This is a genomic window from Flavobacterium sp. LM4 (genome assembly GCF_002017935.1).
Classification (GTDB): domain Bacteria; phylum Bacteroidota; class Bacteroidia; order Flavobacteriales; family Flavobacteriaceae; genus Flavobacterium; species Flavobacterium chungangense.
This window is the reverse complement of sequence record NZ_MUFW01000002.1, coordinates 250,082-272,925: the sequence shown is the minus strand read 5'-3', so window position 1 is coordinate 272,925 and position 22,844 is coordinate 250,082. Positions and strand designations below refer to the sequence as shown.

The 22,844-nt window shown below is 31.5% G+C and carries 22 protein-coding genes and 1 pseudogene; 21 read left to right on the top strand and 2 right to left on the bottom strand.

The genetic code is table 11. The features are described from left to right. Positions 1–21 precede the first annotated feature (21 nt). Positions 22–2,370, bottom strand: coding sequence for a mechanosensitive ion channel family protein (locus BXU10_RS15120; protein WP_078228164.1), 2,349 nt, complete (start codon positions 2,368–2,370; stop codon positions 22–24). A 253-nt stretch (positions 2,371–2,623) separates the two neighbouring features. Here BXU10_RS15120 and BXU10_RS15115 point away from each other — a divergent pair, with 253 nt between their 5' ends. From BXU10_RS15115 to lanM, 15 genes and pseudogenes are all read left to right on the top strand, one after another. Then, on the top strand, positions 2,624–2,989 hold the full coding sequence (locus BXU10_RS15115) for an STAS/SEC14 domain-containing protein (protein ID WP_078228163.1): 366 nt from the start codon (positions 2,624–2,626) through the stop codon (positions 2,987–2,989). An 83-nt stretch (positions 2,990–3,072) separates the two neighbouring features. Beyond that, positions 3,073–3,597 carry a DinB family protein gene (locus tag BXU10_RS15110; RefSeq protein WP_223255472.1) on the top strand — a complete coding sequence of 175 codons (525 nt, stop codon included), beginning with the start codon at positions 3,073–3,075 and terminating at the stop codon, positions 3,595–3,597. A gap of 660 nt (positions 3,598–4,257) precedes the next feature. Next, positions 4,258–4,766, top strand: a pseudogene (locus tag BXU10_RS25295) (alpha-glucuronidase family glycosyl hydrolase); the annotation flags it as partial. Positions 4,767–4,808: 42 nt separating this feature from the next. Beyond that, on the top strand, positions 4,809–5,612 hold the full coding sequence (locus BXU10_RS15100) for an endo-1,4-beta-xylanase (protein ID WP_223255496.1): 804 nt from the start codon (positions 4,809–4,811) through the stop codon (positions 5,610–5,612). A gap of 126 nt (positions 5,613–5,738) precedes the next feature. Continuing rightward, positions 5,739–7,367, top strand: coding sequence for a DUF5597 domain-containing protein (locus BXU10_RS15095; protein WP_078228161.1), 1,629 nt, complete (start codon positions 5,739–5,741; stop codon positions 7,365–7,367). Between the two features lie 231 nt (positions 7,368–7,598). After that, a complete protein-coding gene (locus BXU10_RS25290; protein ID WP_223255471.1) occupies positions 7,599–7,913 on the top strand; it encodes a hypothetical protein in 315 nt (104 codons plus the stop codon). A 140-nt stretch (positions 7,914–8,053) separates the two neighbouring features. Further along, complete coding sequence (locus BXU10_RS15090; RefSeq protein ID WP_369803414.1) at positions 8,054–9,346, top strand: sialate O-acetylesterase; 1,293 nt, start codon at positions 8,054–8,056, stop codon at positions 9,344–9,346. A 104-nt stretch (positions 9,347–9,450) separates the two neighbouring features. After that, positions 9,451–10,197, top strand: a complete 747-nt coding sequence (locus BXU10_RS15085; RefSeq protein ID WP_078228160.1) for a ThiF family adenylyltransferase — start codon at positions 9,451–9,453, stop codon at positions 10,195–10,197. A gap of 232 nt (positions 10,198–10,429) precedes the next feature. After that, the gene (locus BXU10_RS15080; RefSeq protein ID WP_078228159.1) at positions 10,430–10,741 is read left to right on the top strand and encodes a hypothetical protein; all 312 of its coding nucleotides are present in this window, start codon (positions 10,430–10,432) and stop codon (positions 10,739–10,741) included. A gap of 86 nt (positions 10,742–10,827) precedes the next feature. Next, positions 10,828–12,822: an adenylate/guanylate cyclase domain-containing protein gene (locus BXU10_RS15075; protein ID WP_078228158.1), complete on the top strand. Its 1,995-nt coding sequence runs from the start codon at positions 10,828–10,830 to the stop codon at positions 12,820–12,822. A gap of 78 nt (positions 12,823–12,900) precedes the next feature. Next, positions 12,901–13,233, top strand: a complete 333-nt coding sequence (locus BXU10_RS15070; RefSeq protein WP_078228157.1) for a TOMM propeptide domain-containing protein — start codon at positions 12,901–12,903, stop codon at positions 13,231–13,233. 39 nt (positions 13,234–13,272) lie between these two features. Next, a complete protein-coding gene (locus BXU10_RS15065; protein WP_078228156.1) occupies positions 13,273–13,584 on the top strand; it encodes an NHLP leader peptide family RiPP precursor in 312 nt (103 codons plus the stop codon). A gap of 47 nt (positions 13,585–13,631) precedes the next feature. After that, positions 13,632–13,943 carry an NHLP leader peptide family RiPP precursor gene (locus BXU10_RS15060; RefSeq protein WP_078228155.1) on the top strand — a complete coding sequence of 104 codons (312 nt, stop codon included), beginning with the start codon at positions 13,632–13,634 and terminating at the stop codon, positions 13,941–13,943. 47 nt (positions 13,944–13,990) lie between these two features. Continuing rightward, the gene (locus BXU10_RS15055; RefSeq protein ID WP_078228154.1) at positions 13,991–14,302 is read left to right on the top strand and encodes an NHLP leader peptide family RiPP precursor; all 312 of its coding nucleotides are present in this window, start codon (positions 13,991–13,993) and stop codon (positions 14,300–14,302) included. Positions 14,303–14,459: 157 nt separating this feature from the next. Beyond that, on the top strand, positions 14,460–16,355 hold the full coding sequence (lanM, locus tag BXU10_RS15050) for a type 2 lanthipeptide synthetase LanM (RefSeq protein WP_078228153.1): 1,896 nt from the start codon (positions 14,460–14,462) through the stop codon (positions 16,353–16,355). Between the two features lie 94 nt (positions 16,356–16,449). Here lanM and BXU10_RS15045 read toward each other — a convergent pair whose 3' ends face one another. Next, positions 16,450–17,214, bottom strand: a complete 765-nt coding sequence (locus BXU10_RS15045; RefSeq protein WP_078228152.1) for a response regulator transcription factor — start codon at positions 17,212–17,214, stop codon at positions 16,450–16,452. Between the two features lie 333 nt (positions 17,215–17,547). Between BXU10_RS15045 and BXU10_RS15040 the strand changes: the two genes are divergently transcribed. The 6 genes from BXU10_RS15040 (at position 17,548) to BXU10_RS15015 (ending at position 22,841) form a co-directional block, all read left to right on the top strand. After that, a complete protein-coding gene (locus BXU10_RS15040) occupies positions 17,548–18,213 on the top strand; it encodes a hypothetical protein (RefSeq protein WP_078228151.1) in 666 nt (221 codons plus the stop codon). Between the two features lie 110 nt (positions 18,214–18,323). Continuing rightward, positions 18,324–18,980 carry an AraC family transcriptional regulator gene (locus BXU10_RS15035; RefSeq protein ID WP_078228150.1) on the top strand — a complete coding sequence of 219 codons (657 nt, stop codon included), beginning with the start codon at positions 18,324–18,326 and terminating at the stop codon, positions 18,978–18,980. A 48-nt stretch (positions 18,981–19,028) separates the two neighbouring features. Next, entirely contained in the window at positions 19,029–19,367 is a 339-nt protein-coding gene (locus BXU10_RS15030) for an NHLP leader peptide family RiPP precursor (RefSeq protein WP_078228149.1), read from the top strand. Positions 19,368–19,443: 76 nt separating this feature from the next. Further along, positions 19,444–19,965 (top strand): cyclic nucleotide-binding domain-containing protein, encoded by a 522-nt coding sequence (locus tag BXU10_RS15025; RefSeq protein ID WP_078228148.1) that lies wholly within the window; start codon positions 19,444–19,446, stop codon positions 19,963–19,965. A 30-nt stretch (positions 19,966–19,995) separates the two neighbouring features. Then, positions 19,996–21,564, top strand: coding sequence for a TolC family protein (locus tag BXU10_RS15020; RefSeq protein WP_078228147.1), 1,569 nt, complete (start codon positions 19,996–19,998; stop codon positions 21,562–21,564). 14 nt (positions 21,565–21,578) lie between these two features. Continuing rightward, complete coding sequence (locus BXU10_RS15015) at positions 21,579–22,841, top strand: NHLP bacteriocin system secretion protein (RefSeq protein WP_078228146.1); 1,263 nt, start codon at positions 21,579–21,581, stop codon at positions 22,839–22,841. Positions 22,842–22,844 lie beyond the last annotated feature (3 nt).

Sequence of the window (22,844 nt, the reverse complement as noted above, 5' to 3'; positions counted from 1 at the left end):
TGATTTTAGAAAATTCATTTGTTAAGTTGAAAAAGTCAATCCTTTAGCTTTAAAATTGCTAAAGAGAACCTGACGCGCACTGCTTATCGTTTCTTCAGTACGATAAATACTGCACCAGAATTTTACCAATACTTTATATTTTCCATCAGAAATGGCGCTGTAATAAATTTGAGGCGTTTTTTCCAAGTTAATCAAAGCTAAACTTTTTAGAGCGTCCAATATTATTATATTAATTTCATCCGGAGTAGTATCACCACTAATTTCTATTGAAATTTCAACCAGTTTAAAATTGTCTGTATATGTCCAGTTAGTGATATTTTGAGATAATAAATTTCCATTCGGAATAATGATTTCAGCACCGTTTGGAGCATTGATTTTTGTAGTTCGCAATCCCATAGATTTTACCCGGCCAGACTCAGAACTTATTTCAATAACATCTCCCACCTGAATTGGTTTGTCAAATATTAAAATTATACCCGATACAAAATTATTCACCACACTTTGAAGACCAAGTCCAACACCGACGCCTAAGGCACCTAATAGAATACTCAATTTATCCAAAGGCATTCCGGACGCGGCTACGGCCAATAAATAACCGCCAATTAATACAAGCAGTCTGGTAATCAGTAATTTTGAATGCTGTCTTTTATTGACATTTTCTTCGTTTTCATCCTCAATTTCACCAAAAAAGTAAGCTACATATTTTTGAAGCAAATGAGCAATCCAGATAATAATAAAAAACAAAACTATGTTTCCTAAAGTAAAAGTAATGCTTCCGATAGTATTGGGATGGCTTAATAAGTTACCTAAAGAAGATCGAAGCGATTCCCAAATATTTAAATTGGAGGCAATAACCACAAGCCACATATAGCTGATTACAATAATAAATGGCCTTTTTAGCGTATCAGACAAACTTTCATGATCGAAAATCTTTTCGAAACCACGTTTAATTCGGGTCGTATAGATCTGTAAAATAATGATCTCTAAAATGATTTTCAAAAGTACGCTCAATGCCACAATCTGCGTAAGCGAAATAAAAGAGGTTAAGCTCAGCATATTGGAAAGCGATACTCGTCCAAAAAGATTATAAAGTATAGACAAACCATTTAATCCGATAAAAATAATACTGGCCCATTTAAAAAAACCTTTGATATATAATTGATCTTTAAGGGTTTTGATTTGCACCAAACCATAGCGAATTCCTAAAATATTAATGATAATAAAAGCACATCGCTGTAATAAACCAACCTCTATAAAAAGATCAAGGAAACAAAGTGTGAAGAATAATCCCAAAAGGAATAGCCAATTTTTCATGGAAATTTTTGACCATTTATTTTTAAAAAGTACAGTCAAAAATCCAAGTAATAAGAGATGAAGTAATTCTAAAAATAGCGCAGGAGCATACAAATTGCTGACAACGGCAATATTGAGCCCAATGACTCCAACAGGCACTATCACACCTCTGTTTAAATATTTAAAATTAAAAGAAGAAAGGTTTTCGTTATATCCGTTCGCATTGAGGTATTTTAAATTACGGGAAATATACCAGGCCAAAAGCCCCATAAAAAATAACAGCGTAATTAATCCTCCGGTTCGATAGCTCAAATAATAACCAGCAACGTTTTCTTCAATTACTATTTTGGCTCCTATATTTTGTTTTATCGCTTTTTTAGGAATAGATTCATTGATGCTCCACAAGAAAGGATATTCTTTATGCAGCATGCTGATTCCTGACTTTTCAAGATTGTTTTCGACTGTAATCAAAGCATTTGAAACTGCAATTTTTCGCTGTACTGTTAGTCTTTTCTTCGTGTTTAAAATCCCTTGATTTTTAGTCATCAGACTGTCTGTCGCGAGGTATCTTTTTTTAAGATTCGCAAATTCTTTTTTAAACTGTTTTCGTCGAATAGTATCTTTTAAAAGCCCGGTTAGTGTTTTGTCTTTTCGGAGTTCGATAAATCGGCTTTTAATTTTTTCAAGATTCTGGTTACGCAAATTAATAGCTGCATTCTGTTGATCCAATTGCAGCTGTAATTCTTGTAGAACCGTATGATACATTTGTTGGTTACGTACATTTGTATTAGCGCCCTTTAAGCTTGCCAGAATAAGGTCAAGTTTGCCTTGTGTTCTTTTAATTTCGCCAAACAAATGATGAGATGCACTGTCAAAATCGGCATCGTTATAAGCTGATTCCATTACCTCACCGGCTTTTTCAATAGCCATTAAATAATCGCTGTCTGTAGTAGTTTCTTCAAATAATTTTGAACGGTTTTCTTTTTTTGGAGATGACGTTTGCGAACTCACATTTACGTTATAAAATAAGATAATCAATGTCGCGAGAAGATGAAGAAAATTTCTTTTTTGGAACATAATTTTAAATATAGATTTGGATTTTCAAATGTAATTTTTTTAAAATAGTTTAGTTGTATTTACAGATAAATTATTATAAAAACTTAACTGAAATTAAGTTTCAATTTGCTCATAGGCATGTTTTAATTTAATGAGTCTCACCTGACTGATATTGATGAGATAGATATTTTATAAAATTTAAAAGACAACATATAAACCGATCTGTTTTGTGTAGTCTAAATTTGAAAGTGAAATAATTAAAAAACAGATAAATATGATACATATAATTGATACTGCAGACAATATAGTGGCTTTTAGAGCGCTTGCAGAAGTAACAAAGGAAGATTTTCAGGCAGCTGTTGTTCCTGCCATAGATAATTTGGTAAAAAGAATCAATGAAATTAATTTTTTATTGGTATTAGATACTGATATTGGAAACTTTACGGCAGGAGCATGGCTGCAGGATGCGTTAATTGGATTGAAACATTTAGGAAAATGGAACCGAGCTGCTATTGTTACGGATACTGAAGAAATTATTTCATTTACTAATGGATTTAGCTATGTCGTTCCGGGAGAATTTCGTGGTTTTAAAAAAGAAGAATTTAATAAAGCACTGAATTGGGTCGAAGGAAACATTTAAATTATTTTTTGGCATTATAGTTTTACATGTTTTTTGTACTATTGTTGTGATACGACTAAATCTTATCCGTTGATTTTTATTATATGATAACAGACAAAAATGAATTCAGCAATTTGATGACTAAAATTTACAGGCATGGTGCAACAGGGGCGCTCCTTGACGAATATGAAAAGGCAATTACTGAATTACAACAACTAATTTCTGATATTTCTGATATTGAATTAATTAAAATTATTGATGATAATACAAACGATTCGAATTGTAAATCCATACAAACAATCTTAGCACATGTTGTGTGTTCCGGATTTTGTTATGCAATGGATATTAGACAGTTTTTAGGAGAAAAAGTAGAGTATCCTGATGATTTGCTTCGTTTTACAATAAAGGAATATAACATTGATTTAAATCGTTTTTTAGCCTTCACAATCGAGACTTTTAGAACTATTCAGGATAATCAACTTGAGGAATTTGACAATAATAAAAAAATAGCTACTCCCTGGGGACAAGTTTATGATATTGAACAAATGACAGAGCATGCAATTGTACATGTTTTACGACATAGACGACAAATTGAAAAATTCAAAATTATATTGAAGAAATCATTATAATGAGCTTTTATGTAAAGGAAATCTATTTTTTTTTGGATTTTAAGTCCTTCGCCTGCGTTCAGGATGATAATTGAATGTGATTTATATTGATTAATAAAACAAAAAACATTCTCAATTTCTTGAGTGAATTTTCGAAAACCAGAGTACCAGAGTACCAGTAAAAGATAAGCAATTGCCATTATGCAGATTGTTCAATTTATCTGTTTCCAATTCCTTAAATTTATCAATTAGTAAATAATAACTAAAAAACTGCAGTAAATTTTTTTTTCTTTAAACACAAATAGTATATTTTTTATGCAACCGATTGTTTTTATTTTTTTGTTTATGATAATGTATTTTTTAAGGTAAAATTTAATCAAATATATTATTTAAGCATTAATTCAATTCAAAATGTTTTTAAAAAGAATAAATTAGTAAAAGATGATTTTCATTGCGATTAATTTTCCTTGTATTTATTATTTCCTCTTCTGCAATAGCTCAAAAGGATTATAAATTATGGCTGCAATATGATCAGATAACAAACGCTACACTTGCTTCAGAATAAAAATAAGTTACAGGGAATTGTTTCTTTGGAAAACTCTGAAACGGCTAAGATTTCAACAAAAGAATTAGAAACAGGAATTTTTAACATGCTGGAAAAAACCGGATGTTCTTTCAGAAATTAAAGGAGAAAACAAAATAATTATAGGCTCAAAAGCAGCATTAAATTCTGAAATACAAAGGTTAAAAAGCTCTGATTTTGATAAAATAAACGAAGAAGGATTTATCATCAAAACCATTTTATTGAAAAACAAGAAACACATTCTAATTGCCGGTAAAAAAGAGGTTTGGGTTTTGTATGGTGTTTATAATTTTTTGAGGTTGATTCAAACCAATAAATCAATTCAGGATTTAAATATTGCTGATTCTCCAAAAACGAATATTAGAATTTTAAATCATTGGGATAATTTAGACAGCGCGGTTATGCAGGTTTTTCTTTATGGAACTGGCAAAAATTACCTGATTTTATTGATCAGCGTTATATTTATTATGCCCGTGCAAATGCTTCTGTTGGTATTAACGGAACCGTTTTGACTAATGTAAATGCAAATGCCTTAATCTTAACGCCTCAATATTTAGAGAAAGTTCAAGCTTTGGCAAATGTATTCAGACCCTACGGAATAAAGGTATATTTAACAGCCCGTTTTTCAGCTCCAATTGAAATTGGAGGATTGAAAACAGCAGACTCTTCTACGGGTGCAACCGGGCCTGTTACTATTGAAAAAACAGATGCAGAAAAAACACAACTGATTGATGCAGCCATGACTGACTGGATTTCAAAAATGATGACGCATTTTAAAAATGATGTTCATGCCTGGGATGTAGTAAACGAACCAGTAAAAGAAGATGGAAGTTTACGTGATGGTGTTGTTACTGATATGGCACATGATGAATTTTACTGGGGAAAATATCTAGGGAAAGATTATGCGGTAAAAGCGTTTAAATTAGCACGTCAATATGGTAATTCTACAGATAAATTATTTATAAACGACTATAATTTAGAATCCAGACTGGACAAATGTGATGGATTAATTAACTACGTTAAATATATTGAAAATCAAGGAGCTACTGTTGATGTAATAGGAACACAAATGCATATTTCTTTAACAACTGATAAAGCCAAAATTGATCAGATGTTTCAAAAATTAGCGGCTTCAGGAAAATTAATAAAAATCTCTGAGCTGGATATTCGCTTAGGAACAAAGAGTCCTACAGCTGTACAATTAGCAGATCAGGCAGCCATGTACCAGTATGTTATTGATTCCTATAAAAAATACATTCCAGCTGCTCAACAATATGGAATAACCATTTGGGGAGTATCTGATAACGAAAAAGAACATGAATATTGGTTACCAAATGAATCTCCAAACGTATGGGATACCAGCTATAAACGTAAACATGCCTATAAAGTAGTAGCAGATGGTCTTGCCGGCAAAGATGTGAGTAAAGACTTTTCAGGAGAACTTCAGAAATAAAGTCTTTTTATTGTAATTTAATCCATAATATAAATCTGCAAAACGGATTTGTATCATGGATTACTTATTTGTTTTTGATACGTCAAACACTATTTAAATGATAAATTAATTTTTAAAAAATTTAGAATGATTGGATTTTCTAAAATAATAGTACCCACATTATTGTTAACTGTTTTCCAGTTCGGATTTTCTCAGGAAAAAATTCCCCATCTTCAAAAAAAAGGCAATAGGACTCAATTAATTGTCGATAATAAACCATTTATTATAAGAGGAGGTGAATTAGGGAATTCTTCTGCTACAAGCATGGAGAGCATGGAACCTATCTGGCCTAAACTTGCTGATATGAATCTGAATACCGTATTGACTCCGGTTTATTGGGAACTCATAGAACCTAAGGAAGGCAAATTTGATTTTTCTTTGGTGGACGACCTGATTCTTAAAGCAAGGAAAGAAAATCTGAAATTGGTATTTCTTTGGTTCGGATCATGGAAAAACAGTATGTCGAGCCATGCTCCGGCATGGGTCAAATTAAACCAGAAGAAATATCCAAGAGTTAAGGATGATAAAGGTAAAAGTCATGAGATTTTAACGCCGTTCAGCGAAAATAATTTAGAAGCCGATTTAAAAGCTTTTCAAAAATTAATGAGTCATATTAAAGATTTTGATCAAAAAGAACAAACGGTCATAATGGTTCAGGTTGAAAATGAAATCGGAATGCTGCCTACAGCAAGGGATTATTGTGTATGGGCAAACGAAGCTTTTAATAAGCCAGTTCCTGATGAATTGTTGAAATACATGCAGAAAAACAAAGAAAAACTGGTTCCTGAGTTCCTGGAAATCTGGAAAAAGAACGGTTTTAAAACTTCAGGAAACTGGGAGCAGATATTTGGAAAAGGTCTTCACACAGACGAAATTTTCATGGCCTGGTATTTTGCAAAATTCACTAATAAAATCGCTAAAGCCGGAAAATATGCGTATGCATTGCCTTTATTTGTAAATGCTGCTTTAAATGCTCCAGAGAAAAAACCTGGAGAATATCCAAGTGCAGGCCCATTACCACATTTGATGGATATCTGGAAAGCTGCAGGAACTTCAATTGATTTACTTTCACCGGATTTTTATAATCCTTTGTTTAAACACTGGAATGATTTGTTTACCCGTCAGGGAGATCCACTTTTTATTCCGGAGCATCGCTTTGACGAAAGCACTCCATTTAAAGGATTATATGCTATTGGCCATTATGAAGCAATTGGTTTTTCGCCTTTCTCAATCGAATCTGTTGCTGATGCTAAAAAAGAACCGCTTGGTAACATTTATAATCTGGTTAAACAATTGACTCCTGTCATTGAAGCGAATAAAGGACAAGGAAAAATTGATGGTGTTTTATTAGATAAAGAAAATCAATTACAGATAATTAAACTGGGTAATTTCGAGTTTACATTTAAACATGATTATACCTTAAACTGGTCTGATGGAGCAAAAGCAGAAGTCTGGCCTATGTCAAGTGCAATCATTATTGAAATCGCTACGGATGAATTTTACATTGCCGGATCAGGCGTAGTGGTAACTTTTAAAGCTTTAAAAAACACAGCTCTTAACGCCGGGATTTTAAAAACAGATCAGGGGAAATTTGAAAATGATTTATGGAGGACTGTAAGACACTTTAATGGTGATCAGACTCATCAGGGAAGACATCTTAGAATTTCGGTGGGCGATTATGAAATTCAAAAGATAAAATTATATATGTATGAATAAGTGTTCTAACAGTTTACAGAAAACAAATTTTAGGATATCATGATTCAATTTAATTTCAAACAGATTTAAGCAGATTAAATTTGATTTTTAGAAATAAATCTTTCAAAATCTGCTTGTTTTTTTTTAAATCTGTGTAAAAAAAATAGATATAATTTTCTAGGGAAAGTAGGTTTTAGAGTAACATCTTTCCTGATTATTTAATGTTTGACGAAAGTAAAAGCAAAAAGAAAAATGAAAAAAATAATACGACTCACAATACTATTTCTAAGTTTTGCAGCTAATTCGCAAATAAAATTGCCTCGATTAATTAGTGACGGCATGATTTTACAGCGGGATGCCAAAGTGAAAATTTGGGGCTGGGCTGCTGCAAATGAAAAAATAGAATTAAACTTTAATAGTAAAATTTACAAAACCATTACGGCTGAAGACGGAACATGGATGATTATTTTACCTCCGCAAAAAGCTGGTGGACCATACGAAATGACTTTTTCATCGAGTAATACCATAACATTAAAAAATATCCTTCTGGCGAATGGATTTCAGTGACTCCGGTTAATATCTTGTAATTTTCGGCTGTTGGATATTTTTTTGCCCGTGAAATTTATGAAAAGTATAAAATTCCAATCGGATTGATTAATGCTGCTTTGGGAGGTTCTCCGGCCGAATCCTGGATCAATTAAGAAGGAATTAAAAAATTTCCGGAGTATTATCAGGAATATCAAAGATTTAAAGACAAAAACCTGATATACCAAATTGAATCAAATGATAAAAAGAGTAATAACGAATGGTATCAATTACTGAATAAAACAGATGAAGGTTTAAAGAATAAATGGTCAAATCCTGAATTGAATGATTCAGACTGGAACACGATGCATGTTCCCGGTTATTGGGCAGACAATGGTTTAGCAAATATAAATGGTGCTGTGTGGTTTAGAAAAGAATTTAAAATCCAGAAAGTTAAAGAGAATTCGGCTAAACTTATTTTAGGAAGAATAGTCGATGCCGATTCTGTTTTTGTAAATGTTCATTTTGTGGGAACAACTTCGTATCTGTATCCACCCAGAAAATATTCTTTTAATTCAAATATTTTAAAAGAAGGGAAAAATGAAATTGCTATTCGTATCATAAATAATTCAGGCAAGGGAGGTTTTGTCATGGATAAACAATATCAATTAGTGAATGGGAATGATTCTCTAAACCTAAGCTGCATATGGAAGTACAAATTAGGAACAAAAATGCTTCCTTTACCGTCACAGACTTTTATCAGATGGAAACCGGTTGGGCTCTACAATGCGATGATTGCTCCTTTAAAAAATTATGCAATCAAAGGCGTTCTCTGGTATCAGGGAGAATCAAGCACAAAAAAGCCGGTAGAATATTCAGCATTAATGGAAACCTTGATTACAAATTGGAGGGCAGAATGGAAGCAGGGCAATTTTCCTTTTATATATGTTCAGCTTGCAAATTATATGGAGCCTAAATCTGAACCAGTTGAAAGCAATTGGGCAGAATTAAGACAGCAGCAAAAAAAAACGTTATATGTTCCCAATACAGCTATGGCGGTGACAATAGATTTAGGAGAGTGGAATGACATTCATCCCTTAAACAAATACGATGTAGGCAAAAGGCTTGCTTTACAGGCAAGAAAAATGGTTTATGGTGAAAAAAAATTAGTTTTATCAGGACCACTTTTTAAATCCATGAAGCGGGAACAAAACAAATTGGTACTAAGTTTTTCAGATATTGGAACTGGTTTGATAGAAAAAAAGAATGCAATTTTAAAGGGGTTTTCCATCGCCGGTGGCGATGGCAAATTTGTGTGGGCAAATGCCGAAATCATAAACGATAAGATTATGGTTTGGAGTGATTCAATTCCAATCCCTTTAAAAGTCAGATATGCCAGGGCTGACAACCCCTCAGAGGCTAATTTATACAATAAACAAAATTTACCTGCATCGCCTTTTGAAAGCAAGATTTAATTGTTAAGATGAAATTTATTCAGTATAACTGATTAATATTTAAATATTTAACTTTTTTTATTCTTTAAAAAGTATTGTTTTTACTTATTTTTGTAAGAAAATATATGAAAAATCGTTATAGCAGAAATAGGCTTTATATTACAGACGAGGAACAAAAAAGAATAAAAGAAATTCCAATATTATTAGGCGGAGCGGGTATTGGCAGTGTTATTGCAGAATGTTTGCTTAGATTCGGTTTTGAAAATCTCACACTAATTGATGGTGATATTGTAGCATTATCCAATTTAAACAGACAAAATTATACTGAGAAAGATATCTCTAAACCTAAAGTAGAAGCAATTAAGGAAAAATTACTCTCAATCAATAAGGAAGCTAAAATCACGATACATAATTGTTTTTTAACTCCCGATAATCTTGATAATTATATTCAGGGTCATAAAATTGCGATTAATGCTTTAGATTTCGTATCAGAAGTGCCCTTGCTGTTCGATTCTATATGCCAGAAGAAAAAAATTCCGGTTCTGCATCCTTATAATCTGGGCTGGGGAGCCTTGGTGTTGGTAATTAAAGAAAACCAAGGGCTTAATATTTTAGAAAAACCAAACCAACATTTTAATGAAGTAAATGTGGTAGATTATGTTTCTGATTATATGAGATATTCAGGTAATCCACAAGAATGGCTGGAGGAAATAATCGAAAAGTATAAAGCTGAAAACAGAGAACTTTCTCCTCCACAGTTATCTGTAGCTTCCTGGATGGTAGCAGCAGTTTGTACAAATATTGTATTTGATATTATTACCAACAGAGCTGTAAAAACGTTTCCTGAGTTTTACTTCAGTACCATCAGATAGAATTCTAAATATTAAACTTAAAAGCTGTATTGGATGTAAATTTCAATACAGCTTTTTCATTTTTGAATTAATCCGCCTATAGTATATAAAAAAAGAAATTATAAAAGACTACCAAAAAAGGTAATAAATAAGCTCTTTGATCTTTTGTCAGTCAATTTGGCAATTCTATATTCTTTAATGCTGATACTTTTACAATTGTTAAGAATGAGTTTAATCATAAAATATAGAAAACATGGAATTTATTAACGATCAAAAGACTCTGGAATCTATTGTCAAAAAAGCATGGGAAGACCCTGTTTTTAAGAGCAATTTACTAACCAGTCCAGTCTCAACATTAGAAAACTTTTTAGGACAGCCAATTCATTTACCGGATGGAAAAACAATTACTGTTAATGACCAGTCAAATACATCTACAATATTTATTAATATTCCTTCCAACCCTAATTTGGTTGAAGTGGTAGATGATATGGAACTATCAGAAGAACAATTAGACATTATTTCCGGAGGAGGTGACGGACAGACGCCTCCAATCATTGTAAAATGATTATTAGACGGAATGAATTTTAACCGTTGAGATAAAAAACGTATGTGTACATTGAACATATACGTTTTTAATTTAATAGTACTGATATGAAAAATTTGCACATCTACTTATTGTTTTTTCTTTTTCTCACTTTCGGTGCCGGAATAAAATTACACGGGCAAATAAATGTATCAAATAAACAACGTTTTGATAATAAGAAAATTGCAGACAGTTTATTAAATAATGGAATAAAGTATCAGGACTCCGGAAAATTTCCGGATGCAATGGTTTCATTCGAAAAAAGTTTAAAAATATACCAAAGTTCCAAAGATCAAAAAGGAATAGGAAATGTCCTGAACAAAATTGCAACAACATATTATTATCAGGGAGATTATGCAAAAGCCCTGGTTTATTATACTAACAGTAAAGAAATTTGTGAAAAGATTGATTTCAAAAAAGGAGTCTCGTCAGCATTGAATAATATGGGTGCTGTTCATTATTACTTAGGTAATTATCCAAAAGCACTCGAGTTTTATAATCAGGCAATAAAAATTCAAAAAAAAATTGGCGATAAAAAAATCATTGCTGCGATTACCCAAAATATTGGCGGAATATACATTGATATAAAGGATTATTCTAATGCTATGATTTATTCTCAAAAAGCCAATACCATTTACAAAGAGTTAAAAGATTCAGTAGGAATTTCCCATAATTTAAATGCGGCAGGTAAAATCTACATGATGCAAAAGCAGTATTCTAAGGCCTATAATCACTTTAGTCAGGCTTTAGCTATCGCAGTCAAAATAGGTGATGAGCAAAAAAAAATAGAAGTCCTGTACAATTTAGGTGAACTGTTTAATATCCAGGGCGATTATACGAAATCCTTATTATATTATAATTGGTGTTTAAAATCATCACAAAAAATTAATAGTTTACAATATACAGGTACTACAGAAGTAGCTATTGGCAGCATATTGAATCAATTAGGAAAGAATACTATAGCTATAAAGAAATGTAAAAAAGGACTCAGAATTGCAGAAAATTTAGGTGCCCTATCTTTAAAAAAAGAAGCTTGTAAGTGTCTTTATGGAGCTTATAAATCTTTGGGAAACACTACAGGGGCCCTTAATTTTTATGAGAAATCAAATGCATATAATGACAGCTTAAAGTCTGAAGAAACCTCCAATAAGATTTTGAACATGGAATTTCAAAAGTCACTCTTAATGGATAGTATTGCATATGTCAATAAAGAACATAAAATAGAACTTAAACATAAAGAAGAAGTTCAGAAAAAAGAAACCCAAAGAAACATCATTATAATTTCTTTGGGTTTCATACTGTTGATTTCTATTGCTTTATGGAATAGGTTAAACTACGTTAGAAGATCCAGAGAAGCTTTAAAAATAGAAAAAGACCGTTCAGAAAAGCTGTTGTTAAATATTCTGCCTGAAGAAATCGCAGAAGAATTAAAAGAAAAAGGCTTTGTCAATGCCCGCGATTTTAATTTGGTTTCAATCCTTTTTACTGATTTTAAATCTTTTACGCAAACTGCTGAAAAAATGTCACCTAAAGATCTTGTTGAAGAAATCAATGTTTGTTTCAAAGCATTTGATTTAATCTCTGATAAGTATAATATCGAAAAAATTAAAACTATTGGTGATTCTTATATGGCAGCAGGCGGAATACCAAATCAAAATGAAGATTCCCTAAAAGACATTGTATTGGCAGGATTAGAGATGCAGGAGTTTATGATTGAAAGAAAAATTCAAAATTCAATCACAAATAAGCCTGCTTTTGAAATGCGTCTCGGTATACACGCTGGTCCCATTGTCGCCGGAATCGTTGGATTTAAAAAATTCCAATATGATGTATGGGGCGATACCGTAAATACTGCCAGCAGGGTAGAAAGTAATGGAGTAGCAGGTAAAGTCAATATAAGTGAATCTCTTTATAATCTGATAAAACATGAAGAATGCTTTTTATTTCAGTACCGTGGTAATATTTATGCTAAAGGAAAAGGAGAAATCAATATGTATTTTGTCGAAAAGAATGATTTTTTAATCGGTAAAAATACTTTTTTTATCGATGAAATACTTTTATGAGTATTTTTTGTCAGTTTATTTGGCATTTTTATAATGTAATGGAGTTCTAATTTTACATTGTACAAAAGGAAATAAATCATGGAACAAAAAAAAGAAGAAGAGGTTTTAAGATTAATAATATCCAAAGCATGGGAAGATATTAATTTTAGAAAATGCCTTGTTTCAGATCCTATAAAAGCAATAGAAAATCTGACAGGAGCTAAGATTGTTTTACCTGAAGGAAAAACACTGGTAATTAATGATCAGACTGATAAATCTAAGGTTTACGTAAATATCCCTAGTGAACCCAATATTGAAGACATAGAACTTACAGAAGACCAATTAGAAATAATTGCCGGAGGCGGAAAGACCATTTGGAGAGATTTGGTAAATAGTCTTTTTCCAACATTAAAAAATTACATCAAAATATAAATGAACATTTAAATAATTAACCCTTAAATAATTAAAATCATGGACTTTAAACAAGCACAAGCAAATTCAGAAAAAAACTTAAAAACTATTATCGAAAAATGTTGGTCTGATGACTCTTTCAAACAAGAATTAATCGCTAATCCTGTTAAAGCGATCGAGAAATTATCTGGACAGCCACTAGATTTAAAAGGCAGAAGACTTATTGTAACAGATCAAACAGATACTTCTGCAGCTTATATCAATATCCCTGCAAATCCAGCAAATATGGAACTTACAGAGCTAGAATTAGAAGCTGTAGCAGGAGGTAAGGGAATTGAAATTTCCTGGTCATTTATCTGTGTTACCTGGTAATAAATAAAATAAAAAATTAATCAAATTAACCTTTAAATTATACAATTATGGACTTTAATCAAGCGCAAGCAAATTCAGAAAAAAACTTAAAAACTATTATCGAAAAAAGCTGGGCAGATGAATCTTTTAAACAAGAATTAATTGCTGATCCTGTTAAGGCTATCGAAAAATTATCTGGGCAGCCATTAGATCTAAAAGGTAGAAAAGTTATCGTAACAGATCAAACAGATACTTCTGCAGTTTATATCAATATCCCTGCAAATCCAGCTAACATGGAGCTGACAGAGTTAGAATTAGAAGCCGTAGCTGGAGGAAAAGGAGTTGAAATCTCATGGTCATTTATCTGTGTTACCTGGTAATAAATAAAATAAAAAATTAATCAAATTAACCTTTAAATTATACAATTATGGACTTTAATCAAGCACAAGCAAATTCAGAAAAAAACTTAAAAACTATCATCGAAAAAAGCTGGGCAGATGAATCTTTTAAACAAGAATTAATTGCTGATCCTGTTAAGGCTATCGAAAAATTATCTGGGCAGCCATTAGATCTAAAAGGTAGAAAAGTTATTGTAACAGATCAGACAGATACATCTGCAATTTATATCAATATTCCTGCAAATCCAGCTAATATGGAGCTAACTGAGTTAGAACTGGAAGCTATAGCTGGAGGAAAAGGAGTTGAAATTTCTTGGTCATTTATCTGTGTTACTTGGTAAAATGGCATTTATTTTCTAGAATTCTATTTTAAAATAAGCATCTGGAAATATGAAATATACATCTTTTGGTATTGTTAATTTAGTATAGCTTATCTATGTAAATTAACAATACCTTTTTTCTATCGGGTCAGTATTAATTTCAACATTTTATAAGATTATGGAAAACACACTATTTTTCAAGAAACTATATCTTTCTACGCTAACACCTTTCGAGCTACTGGCTTTTAGTAAACAAAATGAAATTCTTTTCAAAAAAAGGGAAAGTGATTTTTCATATTTAAATTATTGGAAAGAAAGCATTTGCAAGAAAGCATCAGATGAGGCATTTTATAAATACTGTTCGTTTAATAATTTAGATTTTGATGATATTTCTGTAATGACTTCTTTGGCCGATGATACCAGAGAAAAAATTGATTTTCCGTTATGGATACATACACTTGAAGAAGTTTTGAATAATATGCCCACAACATTTGAAAAAAGTAAAGGTGAGATCGAAGAAAAAGCTTTCTATCATTTTTTTGTTCCTTTTATTAATTTATTTTCTGCTAAAGTTGAGCAAAATTTAAAAAGTATTCATGAAATATTTGATCCAAATTTAATAGATCAATTGAATTTAGTATTGTATAGAGAATTATTTGAATTATCTCATTTAGTGCTTCTTAAAGAATTTTCAAAATATAAAAACGCACAAGAAAATCAAGATGCCGTTAATATTACTATTGAGGACTATTATTATGAAAAATTTATTTCGGCTCTTTTATCAGACAAATTTCATAATTTATTTCTTAGTTATCCAATTCTGGCTAGAAAATTAGCCGTAAAAACAGAGAGATTTCTTAAATTCATAACCAATTTATTTGGAAAATTTAAAGCAGATAAAGCAGAAATTGAATATTATTTTGAGACAAAACTAAGTAAAATCAGTGAACTTCATTTAAACTCAGGTGATCAGCATAATGGGGAATCTACGGTAATAATTGAATTTGACAACGCCTATAAAATTGTATACAAACCTACTAATGTAGCTGTTACATTTGCTTACAATCAATTTCTAAATTGGGTTAATAAAAGTTTAGAAAAAGAATTAAAGAGTTTTAATATTATTGATAAAAACACCTATGGCTGGTTAGAGTTTGTAGAACATGCAGAATGCAAGACCAGTGATGATGTCAAATTATACTATGAGAGTGCTGGTATTTTGGTAGGTGTTGCCTATTTTTTAAACGCAAGAGATTATCATTTTGAAAACGTAATTGCATCCGGAAATTGTCCGGTATTAATTGATCACGAAACTACTATTTTACCCACAATAAAATTATTTCACACACAAACTTATACTGAAGAAGACGAAAACATTGTTGGTACCATTTTAGAAAGCCTGTTACTTCCTATTAAAAACCAAAATGTCCCGGTTTATGCCTGCGGATTTGGGTCTTCTGTTCAATTAGAATATAATTGTACTGTTCAGCGTATTGAAAATTCAAATAAAGATACAATGCAGAAAGTGCAGGAAATGGTATTTAAAAACCTTTACAAATCCAATAAACCGAAATTAAACAATAAAATAGAAAACCTTATAGATTATCAGTCAGAATTTAAAATAGGATTTGATAAAATATATAAATTGGTACTGGAAAATAAAAATTTCTTACTGTCTAAAAATTCTCCTTTTGAACACTTTAGAGATTTAAAGATTCGATTTATTAATAGACAAACCGGTGTATATTTTAAAATCTTGAGACTCCTAAATAGTCCGGAATATCTTGAAGACGCTATAAAATATGGATTAAAACTAGAACTTTTAGCAAGAGCATATGCCGCCATTGGAAACTGGTCTCCAATATTGAGTTCAGAGAGAGAACAAATGTTATTAGGTGATATTCCTGTATTTTATTTAAATACACAATCGGAAAATCTTGATTTAGGAAACGGACAAATAGTTGATTTACTCGAGTCAAACGCCTTAGAAAGCGTAAACAACAAAATTAAAAAAGCCAATTTAGACGACTATCAACACCAGGTTAGTTTAATTAAGGAAGCGATTATACTTTAATAAATTAGGAAAACATAATATATTTTTCGCAGGTTAATTTATAATCTGCGAAGAATATTAATAAAAAAATATAATCATCTGTGAATACTTATTTCTAAATAAGCTTATTACTGGTAGAAAAAGAAATGGCTTCTGAAATATTGGTTACATCTAATTTCTCAAAAAGTTTACGCCGGTGAAATTTTACGGTATCTGGTGAAACAAATATTTCTTCTGAAATTTCATTAATAGTAAAACCTCGGGTCGAAAGCAGTAAAATTTCTTTTTCTCTTTTAGACAAAACTATTTTTTTTGAGTCTTCCCACTGTTCAAGCGCTAGATTATAATTATATACGATGTTTTCGCCATTTTTATGAATTTTAATATTGCCCGCCTTACGTTCAGATGATAATGAAATAATACATATTGCTTTCCATATTTTTCCGGTACTGGTTAAGTAAACAGGAGTGAGCTTTTGATTGATTAAAATCAATTTTCCTTCCTGGTTTTTTAAGTGAAAATCATAAGAAATTGTGTGTAAAATTCGTTCGGCTATTGGTGTTTTATCATAAAAATCAAATCCAACAGAATTAATTTTCAGTAATAAGTCTAAATCAGATTGGGGAACATGTTTAAAATAAAAAGCATAACCCATTTCCAGAACTTGCTGTGGTGTATTACCACATAGAAATAAAGGATTATCTGAAACATATTCAAAACCCTGTTCCAAATAATTTATTACATATAAACTTGTATATGTAGCTCTTGCAAATGCCTTTATTGGCTCTATGTAATCAAATTTTTGTACTCTTTCTTCATCTGTCAAGCTGTAAATTATATTCCTTGAATCAAAAAATGAATTTAAATTCGGGTCTTTCATTTGCCTAATTTTTATCAAAGTTACTTTTTTTTTATTATGTATGAAAAAAATTACATTACCCTTGTAATTAAGAGTAATAATACTTTGTTACTATTGAAATTCTTGTAAAACATTTTATGCTTAAAACTGATATAGGATTTCCATTTAAATCCTATAAAACAGCTTTGCGTTATAAATATAGCTTTTTTCTTAATATACAATTTTATGCAGTCTAAAATTAGTAACTACACTTTAGTGTAGTTTATTGATTTACAATTAAATACTACTATTTGGTGTAGTGGTATAACGCTATATGAAAATTAGATTTGTTACTAACCAAAAGAAATAAGCATCATGACTATAACTCAAAATTACCTAGAAAGATTAGAATTAAATCAGCTTACAGAATTAGCCAAATTCGTAGTGGAAGAAAACTTTAATCATCATTGTGAAAATGTTAGTGCAAATGAAATTCTTTCAGACACTCAGGAAGTATATGATGAAGAATTAAATTATTTCAAGGATTCTGAAATTTTTGTTGCCAAAGATTTTTCAGGAGACATTCAGGGATCAATACGGGTGATTAAGTGGGATTATAAAGCCACTCTTCCCATTCAGAAAATTTTCAATATAGACCCCTTAACTGTTTTGAGCTATTCCGGAAAATTATCCTCAGTATGGCACATTGGAAGATTCGCCACAAGAAAGAACATAAAGGATAAAACATTGTTTAGAAGATTAATGGTTTGTGCAATTGCACCTATATGCGAACAAAAAAATGGTGTTGCCTTTGCTGAATGTGATAGTAAGTTATTAAGAATTATGAATATGCTTGGGATAAAAACAGAGGTTATAGGAACTTCTGTTCATTATTTAGGTTCTGAAACTATACCTATATCAATGAGTTACGACGGATTAAAAGAATTTTATTGCAACAATAAATATTTGGTAACCCCGCAATATATTGACAAAATATCCAGTAAAACATTCGAAATTAATGAATATAACTATCAGGCTTAATATTCAAATACATTCTTTTTTAGAATGATATTACTCCATTAAAAATAGCAAAAAGACTTGTCAGAAGCGGGTTGCTGAAATTGTTGACTAACAAATTAATTTTTATTAAAATGATAAATCAAATTACAAAAAGCTCTACAATAGATTGGTCGTCTCCTGATATTTTAAATCAGATTGTTCAAAACATTAAGAATCCATTAGATAATATTATAACTGCCAGCAAACCTGACATTCTAGATAATAAATCACAAAATGAAATTATATTTTCCAGCAGTAAACAGATAAATGATCTTATTGAAGAGATTTTAAAAGAAATCAAATCAAAATCTGTAAGCCTGACTATTCAGGGACGTCCAGATATTTTTGATATTTATGAAACTAATAAAAATGTTCAGAGTTTATGTCTGAACAAAATAAATCCGAAAAAAGTTACAAAATTAGATCAGGACTGGTTGATAAATTTAGAAAAAGAGATTTATAGTTCAATTAATCAGAATGATATGAACTTATATGAGCTATCATACAAAATGGCTGTTAGTGAAAGACAATTGAACAGAAAAATAGCAAATTTAGTTTATTTAACACCCAATAAATATATAAGAATACTCAGATTGCATAAAGCGAAACATCTGATTGATAATTATATTCAAAATTCCATTTCGCAAGTTGCTTATTCTGTTGGGTATAATGATGTGCATTATTTCTCAAAGTTGTTTTCGAGTCAATATGATATTTCACCTAAAGAACTCATCAATTCTTTAAGGTGAAAATATAAAACAATAACAATCAGTAAAAATAAATTTAAAAATAGAAAAATGATATTAACAGAAGAACAAAAAAAAGGTCAGGACGTATTTTTCAGGATTATAACAGAAGCCTGGGAGAATGATGAATTTAAAAAATCATTACTTACAAATCCTGAAGAAACATTGGAAAAATTTTTTGGAAGAAGCCTGCCGGCAGGAAAAAAAATTAAGGTAGCAGACCAGTCTAATTCGGAGTATATCTACATAAATATTCCTGTCAAACCACAAACTAAAGATGTAGAACTGGATGAAAAAAAATTAGATACTATAAGTGGTGGAAGTTTGAACGGAACAGGTATGACTGATTATGAAAGCTTGTATGATTCTTTACGAAACATTTATAAGTAAGATATTAATATCAGATTTTTGGTTTAGTCAAACAGCATGAATTCAAATAAATTAGTATAACCTTAAATAATACATTATGAAAAGAGCACTTTTTTTCTTAGGCCAGTTAGATAGTAGAGATGTAGAATGGCTGATTCAGAATGGTCAAAAAATAGAATTAGGAATTGGAGAAAAATTAATCCAGAAAGGCAATTTTATTGACAGTTTATACATCATACTATCTGGTCAATTATCGGTATGTGCAGAAAATGGTACTAAAGAAGATATTGCAACATTAGGATCCGGAGAAGTTGTAGGCGAAATGTCATTTTTAGAAACAAGGCCTCCATCGGTTTCTGTAATTGCTACAAAAATAGCAACAGTATACAAGATTTCTAAACAGGTTATAGAAGTAAGACTTTCTACAAATCCTGATTTTAAAGCCAATTTTTATTATGCGCTGGCATTATTTCTTTCCAACAGGTTAAGAAAAACGACAGATCAGTTAGGATATGGTACTCCGGAAGAAGAAGATTTAATAGATACTAAAATACTGGATCATGTGGCACAGGCCGGATCTCGTTTTGGGCAAATTTTAAATAGGTTTTCACAGGCATAATGATATATAAATCATAAAGATCAAATTTATATGAGGGCTTACTATTTCTTTTTTATATTATTGATTGTTGCTGCTAATAACCTCTATAGTCAGTCTAAAATTAAATGCGATTTGATTGAAATTTCCAGTATCGCATTCAATAAAAATCCAAATATTAAAAGCACTTATTATGCTATACAAACTGCAGAAGCAGGCGTTCAGGTACAAGCAGGTACATTTGATTATAATTTAAATTCGGCACTTACATACCAAACCGGCAGATATAATCTGTATGATGCTGATCCCAGAAACGAATTTATTGATCGTTCATTAAAATCCAATTCTGTAGATTTTTTTGCCAGTATTCAAAAAAGATTCCGAACATCACAAATTGCAGAAGTGGGGATAAAATATCTTTACAGCGACAGCAATTTTCCGTATAATTCGTTTAATGAATTTGTAGGACCTTTTTATGGCAGGCACACAGGAGTGATTAATTTTTCATTAACCCAGCCACTTTTGAAGGGGCGGGGAAAAAGAATCGCTACAATGGGAGAAAGGATTTCCAGCCTTTATATCGATAAAAATAAGCATGATTACGAGTTTACAAATTCATATGAAATTTTACAAATAGGTATTGCTTATTGGAGTTACTATACGGCATATAAAAGCTTAGATGTTTACCTGCAAAATGAAACACGAGTACGAAATGTGTTGGAAATGACAAATGAACTGGTTAAAGCCGATAAAAAACCTCAGGGAGATCTTGCCCAAATTAATGCAGATTTAACCAATCAGGAAAGATTAACGGTTGTTGCCAGACAAAATTTATACAATACAAGACTAAATCTGGGTAGAGCTATTGGTTTATCTGACGAAGAAAGTCAGCAATTAGATGTTCCTGTGAATGATTTTCCGGCAGTTGGAGAGAGTGGTTATACAGAAAACATCAATAAAGAACCTTTTCTGAAAGCCGCCATAAATAACAGAGGAGATTTAAAAGCGGTTAAAAAAGTGACGGAGGCTGTAGAACTTCAGTATCAATTGGCTCAAAACAATTTGAAACCACAGCTGGATTTGACCGTTTTCGTTTATTATGGAAGTACCAGTAACGGAAACGGAATGGATAAAACCCTGACTTCTTTTGTAAATAATCAGGGACAGGATGTTGGAGGAGGGGCAAAATTAACTTTTTTATTTCCACTAAATAACAATGCAGCAAAAGGAAACTATTCGATCAGTAAAATTGCAGTAAAAGATCAGGAAATAATAAGTAATAACACACAAAGAAACATAGAATTAAATATCAATATTGCATTTAATAATTTAAGAAACAGCGCTTTGATTGTTGACAAAGCAAAAGAATCAATGGCGTATTATCAGCAAGCTTTTAATAATGAGCAGGAGAAATTTCAAATTGGTCTTACAACTCTTTTCAATTTGATGCAGTTTCAGGAAAGATTTACCTATTCAGAATTGGAATATCTGAATGCAGAGCAACAGTTTTCAAATGCAATTATAAGTCTCAGACACGAAACAGGGACACTTGTTTCTAAAGAAAAACTGGATTTTGGTATCCTTAAAAATACATTTTATACGGTTCCTACTATAGAAAATTAATAAAAAGAGAAATCATGTCAGCAAGTTTTTTCAGAAAATCGGCGTTAGAAAAGCTTTCTACTCCCGAAAAATTAGATCAGTTAATAAAAGTCACCGGGCCAAAAGCATGGATAGCCCTTACAACAGTTGCACTTGCATTATTTACCGGAGTAGTCTGGTCATTTGCTGGTACGGTAAAAACAAAATTAGATGCCGTTGGAGTGGTGTTAGGAGGTGAAGTTCATGAGGTTGTAGCCACTTCACAAGGGCAATTGGTAGAATTGAAAGTAGCCATTGGTAATAAGGTGAAAAAAGGAGATATCATCGCAACCATAAAACAGCCTGACCTGTCCCAACAAATAGAAGATGCAAAAGCAGTTATTTCAGACAGAAAATTCGAGATGGGGAAATTATCATCGTACGGAAACCAGGGAACTCAACTGCAAAGCGAAATGATCAAACAGACTCGTGTCAGTATACAGGGGGAGATTGAATCAGAGAAAAAGAAACTATCGTTTTTAAACAATCAGCTGGAATCTGAGAATGTTCTTCTTAATAAAGGTTTGATAACAAAATCTGAAGTTGCCAATACAAAACAGCAAATTGAAGCTTCAAAAAATACGATTGAAAGACTGAAGGGCCAAAAAGTAGAAACATCAAACCAGCAGCATAATTTAGGTTTTGATATGCAGCAGAAAATTACGCTGCAAAATCAAAGAATAGCCGAAGCCGAAAGAAATTTACAGTTCCTGACAGAACGCTATGATATTCAGCGAAATATAAAAAGTCCTTATGATGGAGAAGTTGTAGAGGTTTTAACCGATGCGGGAGTTGTCGTAGGTGCAGGGACTCCATTATTTAAGCTTAAAAACCTCCATAAAACTGCAGAATCCAAATTAAAAGGAGTGCTTTATATCCCTTCTCAGGATGGAAAAAAAATTAAAAAAGGAATGGAAGCTTTAGTTGTTCCTTCTACCGTCCAGCCACAGGAATATGGCTTTATAAAAGGAAAAGTGACTTATGTTTCTGATTTTCCGGTAACACAACAGGGTATGCTAACCTCTGTTAAAAATGACCAGCTTGCAAAAGGTCTTTTAGCCGCCGGACCGCTATTTGAAGTTCATGTAGATTTTGAGAATGACCCCGATTCATATAGTGGTTTTAAATGGACTTCGGCAAAAGGGCCGGATGTTTTTATAAAAGAAGGCACCTCCTGCATGGGTAAAGTTACAATAAAAGAAGAACCTCCTGTAACTATTGTTGTTCCGGCATTCAAGAAATTTTTTGATCTATATTAATAC